A 15,336-nucleotide genomic window follows, 5' to 3' on the forward strand; every position below is an offset into this window, starting at 1 on the left:
AGGAATAATATTTGTTAACTAATAATAAAATAAATTATTTATAAATAAAAAATTGAAATTGAAATTATGAAAAAAGGATGTTTAATCGGAGGAGGAATTCTAGGTTTAATAATAATTATTATTATTGGAATATTCGCATGGGGGGTAAGCATTAATAATAATATGATTGAATTGAATAACGATGTTAATTTAAAATGGGGAGCAGTTGAAAGTTCATATCAAAGAAGATCGGATTTAATTCCCGGATTAGTTGCAACTGTTAATAAAGCAACCAATTATGAAAAGGAAACTTTAACCTCTGTTATTGAAGCAAGAGCAAAAGCAACCTCAGTTCAGATTGATCCATCAAATTTATCTCCAGAAAAATTAGCTGAATTTCAAAAAGCTCAATCTGGATTAGGATCTGCATTAGGTAGATTATTAGTATCTATAGAAAAATATCCGGATTTAAAAGCTAATCAAAATATTTTAGGATTACAAAATCAATTAGAAGGTACTGAAAATAGAATAAAAATAGACAGAGATAATTTTAACCAATCTGTTACAACTTATAATAACTATATTCAAAAATTCCCTGCAAGTATTGTAGCTAATTTTAGGAATTTTAAAGAAAAAGGTACATTCAAAGCAGATGCAGGTGCAGAAAAAGCTCCTAATGTTGATCAATTGTTAAATGGTAAATAATTAGAAATATTAATTCCCCAATGTTATTTTCACCTCAAGACGAAGAGTTGATCATTGATGCAATTAAACAAGCAGAATCGATGTCAACAGGAGAAATTCGAGTTCATTTAGATCAAAATTTAACCGGAGATGCCTTGGCTACTGCTCAATCAATATTTAATAAACTTGGTATGGAAAAAACCAAAGATAGAAATGCGGTTTTATTTTATGTCTCAGAAAATAAGAAAAAGATTGCAATAATTGGTGATGTTAGCATTCATTCACATGTACATCAAAATTTTTGGGATGAATTAATAAAAGAAATAATTATTTCATTCAAAGAGGAAAAATATAAAGAAGGAGTAATTAATGCCATTTTAAAAACAGGAATAAAATTGAAAAAATTTTTTCCAACTGATGGAAAAAGTATAGAAAATGAATTACCCAATGAAATATCCCGTTAAGTTTATATTATTAATATTCGGTTTATTTGTAAACATTTTCCTATATGGTCAAACTGAATTTAAAATACCAGAAAAACCTCAATTAATTTATCCCGTTAACGACTATGCAAATATTCTTACAGATGATCAACGAAATGCCTTAAATAATAAATTAATTTCATACAGTGATTCAACTTCAACTGAAATTGTTGTTTGTTTAATTAAGACATTAGGTGGGGATGATATAAATTATGTGGGAGCAAAATGGGGAGCAAAATGGCAAATAGGTCAAAAGTATAAAAATAACGGAGTTTTATTATTAATAGTAACAGATGATCATAAGCTAACCATACAAACCGGTAGAGGAGTAGAAGATGCATTAACAGATTATACATCCAGCACGATTATACATCAATATATGATTCCTTACTTAAAGCTAAATAATTTTTATGAAGCTATTAATTCCGGAACAGATCAAATTATAAATGTTCTGCAAGGAAAATTTAAGGCTGACAATAAAGGTGATGATGATGAGACAACTTCCGGAATAGTTATTGCTATTTTTATATTTTTTATAATACTTTTATATATTTTAATGCATAAAAATAATAAAAACAATACGTATTATGATCGTAATGGTAAACGAAGAAATAATGATGATGATTTTTGGGGCGGATTAGGAGGATTTATTGGAGGAAGTATTTTTGGGGGTGGTAGTAGCAGTGGTTCCCGAGGTGGAGGATTTGGAGGATTTGGAGGCGGGGGCAGCTTCGGTGGTGGAGGTGCTAGTGGTAGTTGGTAAGAATTCTAAATACCATTTTTATTAATTTAATGATTAAATCTGTTAAAATTAAATATTTAATAAATTAATAGTTATACTATTATAATTTATTCAAACTAAATAATATTGAAAAATATCATCTTTTAAAAACTCAATAATTCTTTCCAATTTATTGAGTTTTTAATTATTTTTATTTTAACATTTTTTGAGTTAAATAAACACCTTCAATTAATTTGTCAATATCTTCTTTCATAGTATATACAGCAAATGAAGCACGAACCGTACCTTTTATACCAAAACGTTTCATAATTGGCTGTGCACAATGATGCCCGGTTCTTACAGCTATTCCTTGTTTATCTAAAATAAAACCAACATCTGAAGAATGTACATTATCTAAATTAAGATTAAATGATAAAGCTCCTGAGCAATATTTTGCTTTCTGTGCATATATAATTATATCATCAATCTGTGATAATTTGTCCTTTGCATATTTTAAAATAGTATCTTCATGTTTGCTTATAGTCTTGTAACCGATGGCTTGAATAAATTCAATTGCATTTTTTAGTACAATATTTCCTGCAATATTAGGAGTTCCGGCTTCAAACTTAAAAGGTAAATCGGCATAGGTAGTTTTTTCAAATGTGACTTCTTTGATCATTTCTCCTCCACCTTGATAAGGTTTCATAGAATCCAATAAATTTTCCTTTCCATATAAAATACCTACACCGGTAGGTCCATATAGCTTATGTGAAGAAAAAACATAAAAATCTACATCCAATGCTTGAACATCTATTTTTCTATGAGAGACAGCTTGTGCCCCGTCTATTAATACATAGGCTCCTGCTTTATGAGCTTTTGTTATAATTTCCTCAATAGGATTAACAACTCCTAAAGCATTGGAAATATGATTTATTGAAACAATCCTCGTTTTATCAGAAAGCAATCGATCAAATTCATCCATTATCAAATCTCCATTATCATCAACCGGGATTACCTTAATTCTTAATTTTTTTCTTTCTGCTAAAAATTGCCAAGGAACAATATTAGAATGATGCTCTAAATTAGAAATGATAATTTCATCGCCTTCATTCACTAAATTTTCAATTCCGTTAGCCACAAGGTTTATACTATCTGTTGTACCTTTAGTAAATATAATTTCATAATCTTTTTTAGCATTTAAAAACTCCTGCACAGACTTTCTAGATTCTTCCATTTCTACGGTAGCCAATTGACTAAGTGTATGTATCCCTCTATGCACATTAGAATTTATCGTTTTATAATATTGTTCTTCAGCATTAATTACAGAAATGGGTTTTTGTGTAGTAGCAGCATTATCTAGATAAACCAAGGTTTTACCATTTACTTGCTGTTCCAAGATCGGAAATTGTTTTTTTATATCTTTTAATTTTTCGGTCATTTTCGGATAGTTATAGAATCAAAATTAGTTTATTAAATTGAAAATAATATTATTTTTTATTATAATTTATAACCTGAATATTTTTCAACAAATGGAAGGGTTGGGTCAGCAATTTCTAAAATTAGTTTACTAATTTCTTCAAATAAAGCTTTTGTATGAGACTCCGTTAAATTTTCTACGGAATCTATTTGTAAAATTTCTAAACCTCGAAATGGTTTTTTAAAACTCCAAATTCCTACTTTTACGGTATCTGTCAATTTTTCATTTAAAATCATATAAGCATAGAAAACTAACTGAATATAAAATTTAAAATTTTTATCTTCTTGTATATTCTCAAATTTATCGGATTTAAATTTTAAAGTACTAATGGAAGTAGTTTTATAATCTATGATCCGATCTTCATTATTAAATAAATCCCACCGATCTACAAAACCTTTTAATGAAAGGGTACCTAAGCTCGGAATATCAATACTTGAAACTAATTCTTTTTCTATTTCTTTTAAAATGATTTCATTACCGTTCTTAATATCGGTTAGATCACGTAATAATATTTTTTCAATGGTTTTTTTTGCAAGTTGTTTTTGTAAATAATTCTGTCCTTTTTTAAATAGATCCGGATTTAATTCTTTTTCAATATATTGATTCAAATTGACGGAATAATTTTTTAATGCCAAAACTAAATCATTTTCGCATAGCTTATTTCCTTGCAGCGGTGAATATATGGATTCTAATGTGTGATGAATCAAATTTCCATAATTTAAAGCAGAAATTTCCTCTTCCATATCTTGCTGCTCTTTAATTTTCAAAATTTTTTGAAAATAAAAATTTATGGGATTATAATGATAGCTTGTTAAATGTGTAGGTGAAATGGGATTTTTTAACCAATTATTTATGGACTCTATTAAAGCAGGAGTCTTTTCAATTATTAATTCTTTAGATTGTTTTAAATTGCCTCCGTAGGATGCAATAGACTCTTTTAATTTGTGTTTTGTTTCAAATTCTAGTTGACTAATAAATCGACTTTTTTCACCCGAATTAATTCCTTCAGTAAAATTATTATATACTAAAGTTACATTTTGTGCATGTTGTATTAATCTATAAAAATGATAAGAATATATGGAATCATTTTCTAAGAATGTATTTATATTATAATTTTTTTTCACATCAAAAGGAATAAATGAATTATCATTTTTTCCTCCCGGTAAAATACCCTCATTTACACCAGACATAATCACGTTCTTAAAACTCAATAAACGTGTTTCTAATACCCCCATAATTTGAAGACCTGCAAGGGGTTCTCCAACGAAATCGATTTTTTCATTGGTAATTATATGCTGATAAAATGAATGAAGAAGGGAATAACTATCAATTAAAACATCTTGAGATAATTGCGTTAACAAAATTGAAAAAAGATTTTTAAACTTTAAGTAGGTTTCTTTAAGGATTTGATTATCTGAATCGGTTTTCCAAAATTGTTCATTACAAAATTCATATAGTTTATGTACTAAGTCGACAGGGTTTGCGTATGTTTTAAATATAAAATTGTAATAATTATTAGCTAATCGTTCATAAATAAGTGTTTCGGAGATGTAAATAAGATTATTCTTTTTAATTACGGAAATGAATTCTTTTACATCTGGTGTAATGTTTAGCAAAGGATTTTGAAGAATAGACAAAATATCATAATAATAATATCCTTTAGTTTTATTTTTTTCTCTAAATATATGTAAACGAAATATTTGTTTGAAAAATGAAGCTAAAAATGAATTTTTTAGCGGATATCCCATAGTTATATTAATTTGATTAATATTTTTTGGGATACTTTCTAAAATGGCAGGTAAAATTGCTTCATCGCATAATACAAGTGCAGTATTCTGTAAATCATTTTCTGATATGGTTTCTAAGATTGATCCGATATATTTAGCTTGCGCTACCTCTTGTGAGGTACTAACAACTTGTATATTTTTAGAATTATTAAAATCATTTTCTACCCATTTAAAATCTCGAGTAGCATAATAATTCCAATTTTTATATTTCCTTAAAAAGTTTCCGGCTTCTTGATTAATATCATTCACATAATAACTATCGGCATCCCAGTAAATATAAGTTTGGAAATGGGAAACAAAATGTTTTATAAATTTTTCTTCTTTAGGGGTTAAAGCATTAAAACCAACAAAAACGTAAATTTGATTATTAGGAATATCTAAAGTGTTTAAATTTTTTAATACTGAACTAAGTATCATTCCATGAGTTCCTAATCCTTTTTGTTCAAGTGCTGCAACTAATTCATTGTAAAGAGTTAAATTATTTTCCCAAAATTTAAGATTTTTATAATATAATTTTTTATCGTTATCGGAATCCAGTTTTTGGCCCCAATTTTCAATTCTTTCAATTGAAGATAAATGTTTTAATACTTTATGCGGATTTTCAGAAAAAATATCAATATCATTAAAGTCCTTAAGTAGGGTAGGTATCCATTTTAAGAAATCTTCCAACTTTTCGTTCGGATTAATAAATTTTTTTTGTATTTTAAAGGCTTCTAACCAAAGCGGTATCGGCTCGATTTTGACTAAAGTAGAAAATTTATATATAAAATCTTCAATTGTAAAAAAAGTAGGTAAAAAACCATCATATCCTTTTTTTATAAGATATCTTTTAAAAAATATGATAGGTCTTTTACCCGGGATGATAATTGTTAGTTTTGATAATTCCTTATTTTTATCAATTACATCATCAATTACTTTTTCAATAAATTTTGTATTCATAAAATCATTAAGGATTTTTAATTTACATTTTTTATAAAAATTTATTTAAAAAAGTAATAATAATAATAGGCAAAAAATTCTCTAACTAGTGAAATATAATGATGTCTTTTACTATAATGATGAGAACTGGCTGAACCTAAATTATAAAATCCTAATTTATAATACATGAGCTTAATTCGAGAAATATGATAATATTGTGAAATTATAATTAATTTTCTATAATTATTAGCTTTCATAATTTTTAATGAATTTTCCACATTTTCTTCCGTATTCACAGCTTTATTATCTAAAATTATATCAGATAATAATACTCCATGTTCCAATAAATATTCTTGCATAAGATCGGCTTCACAAAAATTTTTATAGGCTAGACCACCTGAAACAATCAATTTTTGTACTTGACCTTCATTATATAATTTTAACCCAATATTTAACCTACGTATTAGTGACATGGGCATAGACCCGTCTTTTTTGTTTTTTGTACCAAAAATTACTCCTACATCTGCATCTCTAGTATCTTCTTGGTTACCATCAATAATTATTGCTATGGTATGTAAAATAAACCAAAGAAATAAAAGGATAAAACCAATAACTATATAATTAAATAATTTTCTGTAATAGGACATATTACACTAAAGTCTTTCAAAAAATAATTTTTTTAAATTAAATATTTTTCGAATAATAATAAAATTAATAGTTATAAAAATAAGTTAAATATTAAAAACTATAATAACAATAAGCTGCATCCTCTTATATCGGAATTATCCATTCTACCTAATATTTGAAAACATTCATTTTCTAGGGTTTTACCAAGATCTTGAGTAGAAATAAATGAACAACTGTGAATATTTGCTAAATCAATTATATTAACGCCGCCGGTTCTATGATTTTCTACATATTCAAAAGGATCATCCACATCTCTAATTAAAATTTTCATCCATGGAGGACATCTATAAAAATTATTACTCAAAGAATAGGCCTGAGAAAGTAATTCTGTCATGCTATATTCTGAAAATATTTTTTTTGTATGAAAAGCATATTTCAGTTCAGATAAAAGTTCATCTTTAGTAATTTCTTTTTTCCTGCCTTTCATTCCACCTGTTTCAATAATAAGTGTATGATTTAAATGTAAAGGGTAAGACTTTGCAAAATCCAATAACGCGTAAGAAACACCAAAAAGTATAACTTTTTTACCTTCGCTTTCAAGACGATTTAATACTAAATAAAGATCATCAAAATTATGTAAATAATAACCGTTTTCCTCTTTTTTAGATTGTTCCATTAAATGATTAACCATATAAATGAGAGAAGAATTGTTTCTTTCAAGATATGATGGAAGCAATCCTAAATATATATATTCGGAAGGATCTCCAAAAAACAAAGAAAAAGATTCTAAAATACTTTTTTTATAAATATTTTCATTAACTATATAGTGTTTTGAAAGATTTTCAGAAGTTGTCCCGCTACTTTGAAAATAAAATGCTGGAGAAAAATTATCATCAACTACCTTATTGGTTTTAAAAAATTCGATAGGTAAGAAAGGAATTTTCTTGTAATTATCAATTTCTTTATAATTAAGAGATAGTAAATCAACAAATTTCCGATAAATAGGATTATTTGTATACTGATATTTAAATATTTGAATGGAGAGAGAATTAAATTCAACCTCTGAATTAATTGAAAAAACATCGAAACTATTCAACATTCTATAAAGCTTACTTTTTATGCAAATTTAATAAGAAGTATTTAATTATCTATTTGAAAACAGGTCGATTTGACAGTATTTGTAAAGTGGCAGTAAAATTGATAAATATCAGTAACCATTAAAGAATATAATCATGTCGAATCATAATGACAACGAAGAAAACGAATTAATTGAAGAGCCACAAGATCAAGATAACAATCAAGAAAATGTATCAGATTCTGAAAATATGTCAGAAGCTAGTGCTCAATCTGATTTAGAAGAAAAGCTTGAAAAGGAAAAAGATAGATATATCCGTTTATTTGCTGAATTTGATAATTATAAAAAAAGAGTAATTAAAGAAAGACAAGATCTTATTAAATATTCAGATAAAGATATATTAGAGTCATTACTTCCAGTTTTAGATGATTTTGATAGAGCTATTACTGAACTTGAGAAAAAAGAGGATGATCTGCCTGTCTTAGAAGGAGTAAAACTAATTTATAATAAATTATTTAATACCTTAAAAGATAGAGGATTAACTACTATTGATGTTAAAGCCGGTGATGATTTTAATATTGATTTTCATGAGGCTATTACTCAAGTACCTTCGCCTGAGGAAAGTTTAAAAGGTAAAATTATAGATGTTGTTCAGAAAGGGTACTTATTACATGAAAAAGTAATTAGATACGCAAAAGTTGTTATAGGAAATTAAGAACTAAGAGAGGTTTATATTTATGTCTAAAAGAGATTATTACGAAGTATTGGAGGTTTCGAAGAGTGTTACCGAAGTTGAATTAAAAAAAGCCTATAGAAAGAAAGCACTCCAATATCATCCGGATAAGAACCCTGGTGATAAAGAAGCTGAAGAAAAATTCAAAGAAGCTGCAGAAGCTTATGAAGTATTAAGTGATCCTCAGAAAAGAGCAAGATATGATCAATATGGACATGCTGGAGTAGGTGGAGCAGCCAGTGGAGGATTTGGTGGAGGTATGAATATGGAAGATATTTTTTCTCATTTCGGTGATATTTTCGGAGGAGCGTTTGGTGGCGGTTTTGGTGGATTTTCTTCAAGGCCTCAACAAATTCAAGGTACTAATTTACGTATACGTTTATCGCTTACCTTAAAAGAAATTATAAATGGAATAGAAAAAACAGTTAAGGTAAAAAGATTCAAATTAGCGCCGGGAGCCACCTCTAAAAGTTGTCCTACTTGTAAAGGTACTGGACAAACCAGAAGAATAATGAATACTCCTTTTGGTCAAATGCAAACTCAATCCGTATGTAATACTTGTGGCGGAACCGGTAAAGTAGCGGATCATATACCTCCAGGAGCTAACAATCATGGACTAATAAAAGTAGAGGAGGAGGTTTCCATTAAGATACCTGCCGGTGTAAGAGAAGGCGTACAACTACAAGTAAGAGGTAAAGGGAATGATGCACCTTTTGGCGGTATTCCCGGAGACCTAATTGTCGTGATTGAAGAGATTGAAGATGAAAATTTGAAAAGAGAGGGAGACAATCTACATTATGAATTATATATCTCTATACCAGAAGCTGTTTTAGGAACTAAAAAAGAAGTTCCAACGGTTACAGGAAAGGTTAAAATTACTGTTGATTCGGGAACGCAGTCAGGAAAGATATTAAGATTAAAAGATAAAGGATTGCCTAAAGTTCAAGGTTATGGATATGGAGATTTATTTATCCATATCAATGTATGGACTCCTAACCCTCATAAATTATCTAAGGAACAAAAAGAATTTTTTGAATCTATGTTAGATAATGAACATTTCTCTCCAAAACCTTCAAAAAATGATAAAACATTCTTTGAAAAAATTAAAGACATGTTTATGTAACTAATTTAGATGTTAGTAATAAAAAATCTTTAAGTAAAATAAACTTAAAGATTTTTTTATACTTATATTTTTAATAAAAAAGGTATCAAAAAATGATACCTTTATAAATAATATTATTTAAAAGTTAATTTTTTACTGTTCTGTTTTCTTACTGTCAGACTTTTTTTTAGTTGTTTTTTTAGCTTTAGTGGCTATTGAACCTTCTTCTAAGTCTTTGTCTTTAATAGGTTCATTAATTTCATTATCTTGTTCAACTTTCTTATTTTCATCTGACAATTTATTATCAGACTTAGCTAAATTATCCTCATAGGTTTTCACACTTTCTTTGGAAATATTTCCATTTTTAACAAGAATATTATACCAGGTAAAAAGTTTTTTAAGATCAGAATTGTACACTCTATCTTCTGCATAATCAGGTTGGGCTTCTTTCATTAATGATCTTAAAGTGTCAATATCGTTTTTATCAAATTCAATTTCTTTATATTCGTGTTTTTTTGAAATTGAAACTAAAACTGAAATTAAAGAAACTTCAGAGTCATGAGTATAAATTGAAATATTTTGCAATAAGCTTACTTGACTATTTGCATTTATAGATAATTTTTTTTGAGCAACTAAATCTTTAACAATGAAACCTCCCTTGGTTTGACTTAACAATTCAAATAACCCAGATTTCCCAGTAATTGCAATGATTTTAGTAAGATCCATATCAATAATATAATTATATTTTTAATTTATTTAATTTAATGTGTTGAAAATTTCATTCTGTATTCTGTATCCACTTTTCCTTTACTTATATTAGCCAACTTACCTTTAATTAATTTTTTCTTAAGTGGCGATAATAAATCTGTAAACAAAATACCTTCTATGTGATCGTATTCATGTTGTATAATTCTTGCCCGAACATCACTAAAATTTTCAGTTTTTTTATTCCAGTTTTCGTCAAAATATTCAATAGTTATATTTTCTAATCTTTTAATATCTTCCCTAATATCAGGAATACTTAAGCAACCTTCATTAAATTTCCAAAGCTCTCCATCTCTACTTAATATTTTAGGATTAATAAATACCTTTTTACATATAGCTAATTCATCTTTTATATCCAGATATTCTTCATCTTCAGCAAGTGGAGTTGCATCTATAATAAATAAACGTATATTAAGCCCTACTTGCGGTGCTGCTAATCCAATACCATGTGCTTGATACATGGTTTCATACATATTAGTTATCAACTGATCCAAATCGGGATAATCTTTATCGATTTCAATCGTTTTTTTTCTTAATACGGGATGCCCGTAGCCATAAATAGGTAAAATCATAATTTCATTTTTTATCTAAATAGGTTTGCAAAATTAATGTAGCACTTACTTCATCCAATAAATGCTTATTTTCTCTATTTTTTTTATTTTTTCCACTTTGACTAATATAATGAGAAGCGATTTTAGATGTAAATCTTTCATCAACTCTTTCAACAGGTATGGTTGGAAAAAGAGAATTAATATTTTTAATAAATTTTTTTATTGAATTTTCAATTTCAGAAAGTTCGCCATTTAATCGTATAGGTAAACCTATAATTATTTTTTCAACTGAATTTTCTGAAATATATTTTTCTAAAAACGGTATTAATTGAGAGGTCATAATTCCTGCCAAGCCACTGGCAATAATTTGCATATCATCAGTTTCTGCTAATCCGGTTCTTTTTTCGCCATAATCGATTGCCAGTATTTTTGACATGACTATTTTAGTTAAAGGTTAAAAGCTTCCTTAATTTTGTCCAAATAATCTAATTTTTCCCAAGTAAATAACTCTACTTCAATTTCTTTAGTTTCTAATTTACCGTTTTCTCGATTTCTCTCAAATTTTTTAATAACTGTTTCATTTTTTCTACCCATATGGCCATAAGCTGCAGTTTCTGCGTAGATAGGGTTTCTTAATTTTAGTCTTTTTTCTATAGCATAAGGTCTTAAATCAAATAACTTTTCAACTTTTAATGCTATATCTCCATCTGAAAGGTTAACTTTTGAACTTCCAAATGTATTAATATATACACCACACGGTTCAGTAATTCCAATTGCATAAGAGACTTGAACTAAAACTTCATCAGCGACACCGGCTGCTACTAGATTTTTGGCTATATGACGGGTAGCATAGGCAGCAGAACGGTCTACTTTTGAAGGGTCTTTTCCTGAAAAAGCCCCTCCGCCATGAGCCCCTTTTCCGCCATAAGTATCTACAATTATTTTACGGCCGGTTAAACCGGTATCTCCATGAGGACCTCCAATTTCGAATTTGCCTGTAGGATTTATATGGTAAGTGATATTTTCGTCAAATAATGCTTTTATTTCTTCTTTAGCTTCAGCCTTAACTTCAGGAATAACAATATTAATGATATCTTCAGCAATCTTTTCCAAAACTACTTTTTCATCTTGATCGAACATATCATGTTGTGTAGAAAGAACTATCGTATCGATACGTATAGGTTTATTGTTATCATCATATTCGATAGTAACTTGAGATTTTGCATCCGGACGTAGATAGGTCATAATTTGCCCTTCTTTTCTTATTCTGGCGAGCACTTTTAAGATACTATGTGAGATATCTAATGCCAAAGGCATATAATTATCTGTTTCATTCGTTGCATACCCGAACATCATTCCCTGATCGCCGGCACCTTGTTCCTCCTTATTTTGTTTATCTACCCCACGGTTGATATCTTGAGATTGTTCATGCAATGCGGATAGAATACCACAAGATTCAGCTTCAAACTTATATTCACTTTTAGTATAGCCAATTTTTTTTATAATATTTCTTGTAATTTGCTGAACATCGATATAAGTATTGGATTTAATTTCTCCTGCTAAAATAACTTGTCCTGTGGTAACTAAAGTTTCACAAGCTACTTTAGAATCTGGATCAAAAGCTAAAAAATTATCTAATATGGAATCTGATATCTGATCAGCTACTTTATCTGGATGGCCTTCCGAAACCGATTCGGATGTGAATAAATAAGGCATATTTTTTGATTTTACTAAATTATAATCTTTCATTGCAAATTTAAGAACATTAATTAATAAATTTACTATATTTCAAAAATTATTACAGAGTTTATGAATTCAAAAAAATGTTTATTACTATCTTTAGTATCTTTATTAACAGTGGCTTGTGCTACGAATCCTTTAACCGGAAGAAAATCGCTCAATTTTGTATCTAACTCTCAATTGCTACCTTCATCATTTCAGCAATATCAAGAAGTTTTATCATCTAATAAAATAATTACTGGAACTCCTCAAGCAAAACAAGTGGAAGAAGTTGGTAATAGAATTAGAAAAGCAGCTGAAACTTATTATAAATCTATCGGAAAGACCTCCGCTCTAGATGGATATCAATGGCAGTTTGTTTTGATTGATGATCCTAAAACTGCTAATGCTTGGTGTATGCCCGGTGGAAAAGTTGCTGTTTATACAGGTATATTATCTATATGTAAGGACGATACAGGTTTAGCTGTTGTATTGGGACATGAAATTGCTCATGCATTAGCGGGGCATGGGGCTGAAAAAATATCTCAGTCTTATATCTCTGAATTAGGAGGACAAGTTTTAGGAGGAGTGACAAATAATCAAGCATTGCGTCAAGTGATTAATCAATATTATCCGGTAGCAAGTGGCATCACTCTATTAAGATATGGTCGTAAACAAGAAACTGATGCGGATGAAATGGGCTTATATATAATGGCTATGGCAGGATATGATCCGAGGCAGGCCCCAATATTTTGGCAAAGAATGATTGAGTCCACAGGCGGCAGCAATACCCCTGAATTTTTATCAACACACCCCAATCCTGAAAATAGAATTGCTGATTTAAATAGGATAATGCCTAAAGCATTGCAATATTATCAGTCATATCACACCAATTAATTATAATTGTTTCTATAAAATATAAAATATAGTGAAATTTTAATTTATCCGTCAAAAATGGTATAAAAATTGAAATGTTTAGAAATAGAGATTTAATGTATTTAAGGATTAATGTTTTTTAACTTCAAGATTATCTACGGAAATACTTGAATTAAGTACTAAATATCCAAAATAGATGCCCAAATCATTCCTTTTTGAGATGGTAGTTACAATTTTATCGTTTAAAAGGAATTGAATAGAACTTTTGTCTGTTACGATTGAAAAACTATTCTTTTCCTTTTTTTTATATTTTTGTATTTTCTGCTTATAAAAAATTTGTGACATACCTTCTTTTTTACTTTCATAAGAAACTAAAACTTCATTTTCTGAATTGATGCCAAATAACAAATAATTTTCTGGGAATTTTTGTTGATCTGCAAATAAAATAATTCCTGCGACCCCATCTTTATCATAAAGATTATTTATTTGTATTGAGGTAGTAATTTCAACATTTTGATTAAGTTCAGAAATAGGAATTAAAGAATAATTAACAACATTCTTTAATTTGCTACTCATCAACAAATATCCACTTTCAATCTTTGTATTTATTTCTTTTGAAGTTAAAGTGTCCCAACCATTTTTATTTGTACGAAAAGTATCTTTAAAAAGTAAGGAATTCTCTTTACATGAGTTTAGTATCAATAAATTTATAATAATAAATAGACAATTATAAAAATTTTTAACTTTCATGATCTTAAATTTTATATCTAGCCGTTGCTATAGTCTTAAGATCGGTAAATTGATTGTGTTCATATTTAATACTTCCCACAACGGCAATCATTGCAGCATTATCTGTAGTATACTCAAACTTGGGTATAAAAGTTTTACATGCTAACTCAGACTCTAATTTCTTTATTTCTTTTCTCAATTCTAAATTTGCAGAAACCCCCCCGGCAATGGCTACATTTTTAATTCCTGTTTTTTGTATGGCAAGTTTTAATTTATCTATTAAGGCTACAATTATAGTTTTTTGGACTGAAGCACATATATCGTTTTGATTTAATTTTATAAAATTCGGATTCTTAGCTAATTCTTTTTGTAAAAAATAAAGGACAGAAGTTTTTATTCCACTGAAAGAAAATTTAATTCCGTCTAATTTTGGTAAAGGAAATCTAAATTTATTAGGATTACCTTCTTTAGATAGTTTATCTATCATAGGACCTGCCGGATATTCCAATCCTATTAATTTTCCAATCTTATCAAAAGCTTCACCTGCAGCATCATCTAAGGTTTCTCCCAAAACTTCCATTTCAAAATAATTACTTACTTTAACAATTTGTGTATGACCACCGCTAACAGTAAGACATATAAAGGGAAAACTTATATTATTATTCAATTCATCTTCAATGAAATGAGCAAATATATGTCCTTGCATATGATTTACCTCAATAAGAGGTATATTTAATGACATGGATAGCGACTTAGCAAAACTGGTTCCTACAAGCAGCGAGCCTAATAATCCTGGCCCCCTTGTAAAAGATATCGCATCAATTGCTTTTTTATTTATATTTGCTTTTTGAATTGCTTGATGTATGACGGGTACAATATTCTGTAAATGTGCACGGGATGCCAATTCCGGAACTACACCTCCATAATTTTGGTGTATTTTTTGTGTGGATACCACATTGGAAAGTATTTTTTTTCCTTGAATTATGGCAGCTGAAGTATCATCACATGACGATTCTATTCCTAAAATAATGGGTGTTTTCATTTATGGCAAAGTTACTAATTAAAAAAATATTTTTTAAGTCATTCAAAGCAATCTCCTACACATTATGTA

At 28.5% G+C, this 15,336-nt stretch carries 16 protein-coding genes; 6 read left to right on the forward strand and 10 right to left on the reverse strand.

What is annotated here, in order from left to right; genetic code table 11:
* The first annotated feature begins 66 nt into the window (after nt 1-66).
* Genes Q0T35_RS06180 through Q0T35_RS06190 form a run of 3 tightly spaced genes read left to right on the forward strand, consistent with a single transcriptional unit; the run spans nt 67 to nt 1,908 of the window.
* Nucleotides 67-684, forward strand: a complete 618-nt coding sequence (locus Q0T35_RS06180) for a LemA family protein (protein ID WP_293918017.1) — start codon at nt 67-69, stop codon at nt 682-684.
* Nucleotides 685-704: 20 nt separating this feature from the next.
* Complete coding sequence (locus Q0T35_RS06185) at nt 705-1,127, forward strand: TPM domain-containing protein (protein WP_295841365.1); 423 nt, start codon at nt 705-707, stop codon at nt 1,125-1,127.
* Nucleotides 1,099-1,908 (forward strand): TPM domain-containing protein, encoded by an 810-nt coding sequence (locus Q0T35_RS06190; RefSeq protein ID WP_295841366.1) that lies wholly within the window; start codon nt 1,099-1,101, stop codon nt 1,906-1,908. The genes Q0T35_RS06185 and Q0T35_RS06190 overlap by 29 nt, the downstream gene beginning before the upstream one ends.
* Before the next feature lie 169 nt (nt 1,909-2,077).
* Here Q0T35_RS06190 and Q0T35_RS06195 read toward each other — a convergent pair whose 3' ends face one another.
* The 4 genes from Q0T35_RS06195 to Q0T35_RS06210 form a co-directional block, all read right to left on the reverse strand.
* Complete coding sequence (locus tag Q0T35_RS06195) at nt 2,078-3,304, reverse strand: cysteine desulfurase (protein WP_295841368.1); 1,227 nt, start codon at nt 3,302-3,304, stop codon at nt 2,078-2,080.
* Nucleotides 3,305-3,363: 59 nt separating this feature from the next.
* Nucleotides 3,364-6,069, reverse strand: a complete 2,706-nt coding sequence (locus Q0T35_RS06200) for a PD-(D/E)XK nuclease family protein (RefSeq protein ID WP_295841370.1) — start codon at nt 6,067-6,069, stop codon at nt 3,364-3,366.
* 41 nt (nt 6,070-6,110) lie between these two features.
* Entirely contained in the window at nt 6,111-6,695 is a 585-nt protein-coding gene (locus tag Q0T35_RS06205; RefSeq protein WP_295811790.1) for a YdcF family protein, read from the reverse strand.
* Nucleotides 6,696-6,793: 98 nt separating this feature from the next.
* Complete coding sequence (locus Q0T35_RS06210; RefSeq protein ID WP_295841371.1) at nt 6,794-7,774, reverse strand: acyl transferase; 981 nt, start codon at nt 7,772-7,774, stop codon at nt 6,794-6,796.
* A gap of 133 nt (nt 7,775-7,907) precedes the next feature.
* On the opposite strand from Q0T35_RS06210, the gene Q0T35_RS06215 reads away from it, so the two are divergent.
* Nucleotides 7,908-8,465, forward strand: a complete 558-nt coding sequence (locus Q0T35_RS06215) for a nucleotide exchange factor GrpE (protein WP_293919276.1) — start codon at nt 7,908-7,910, stop codon at nt 8,463-8,465.
* Between the two features lie 22 nt (nt 8,466-8,487).
* Nucleotides 8,488-9,606, forward strand: a complete 1,119-nt coding sequence (gene dnaJ, locus Q0T35_RS06220) for a molecular chaperone DnaJ (RefSeq protein ID WP_293919277.1) — start codon at nt 8,488-8,490, stop codon at nt 9,604-9,606.
* 132 nt (nt 9,607-9,738) lie between these two features.
* Here dnaJ and Q0T35_RS06225 read toward each other — a convergent pair whose 3' ends face one another.
* Genes Q0T35_RS06225 through metK form a run of 4 tightly spaced genes read right to left on the reverse strand, consistent with a single transcriptional unit; the run spans nt 9,739 to nt 12,617 of the window.
* Nucleotides 9,739-10,311 (reverse strand): DUF5606 domain-containing protein, encoded by a 573-nt coding sequence (locus Q0T35_RS06225; RefSeq protein WP_295841373.1) that lies wholly within the window; start codon nt 10,309-10,311, stop codon nt 9,739-9,741.
* 35 nt (nt 10,312-10,346) lie between these two features.
* The gene (gene def / locus Q0T35_RS06230) at nt 10,347-10,922 is read right to left on the reverse strand and encodes a peptide deformylase (protein ID WP_295811784.1); all 576 of its coding nucleotides are present in this window, start codon (nt 10,920-10,922) and stop codon (nt 10,347-10,349) included.
* A 4-nt stretch (nt 10,923-10,926) separates the two neighbouring features.
* Nucleotides 10,927-11,337, reverse strand: a complete 411-nt coding sequence (ruvX, locus tag Q0T35_RS06235; RefSeq protein WP_293919280.1) for a Holliday junction resolvase RuvX — start codon at nt 11,335-11,337, stop codon at nt 10,927-10,929.
* 11 nt (nt 11,338-11,348) lie between these two features.
* Complete coding sequence (gene metK / locus Q0T35_RS06240; protein ID WP_295841413.1) at nt 11,349-12,617, reverse strand: methionine adenosyltransferase; 1,269 nt, start codon at nt 12,615-12,617, stop codon at nt 11,349-11,351.
* 93 nt (nt 12,618-12,710) lie between these two features.
* Between metK and Q0T35_RS06245 the strand changes: the two genes are divergently transcribed.
* Nucleotides 12,711-13,517 carry a M48 family metallopeptidase gene (locus tag Q0T35_RS06245; protein ID WP_295841374.1) on the forward strand — a complete coding sequence of 269 codons (807 nt, stop codon included), beginning with the start codon at nt 12,711-12,713 and terminating at the stop codon, nt 13,515-13,517.
* 108 nt (nt 13,518-13,625) lie between these two features.
* Here Q0T35_RS06245 and Q0T35_RS06250 read toward each other — a convergent pair whose 3' ends face one another.
* Nucleotides 13,626-14,246, reverse strand: a complete 621-nt coding sequence (locus Q0T35_RS06250; RefSeq protein WP_295841375.1) for a hypothetical protein — start codon at nt 14,244-14,246, stop codon at nt 13,626-13,628.
* Between the two features lie 4 nt (nt 14,247-14,250).
* Nucleotides 14,251-15,267, reverse strand: coding sequence for a tRNA (adenosine(37)-N6)-threonylcarbamoyltransferase complex transferase subunit TsaD (gene tsaD, locus Q0T35_RS06255; RefSeq protein ID WP_295841377.1), 1,017 nt, complete (start codon nt 15,265-15,267; stop codon nt 14,251-14,253).
* Between the last annotated feature and the right edge of the window lie 69 nt (nt 15,268-15,336).

It is taken from the genome of uncultured Apibacter sp., from assembly GCF_946479295.1.
In the GTDB taxonomy this organism is placed as follows: domain Bacteria; phylum Bacteroidota; class Bacteroidia; order Flavobacteriales; family Weeksellaceae; genus Apibacter.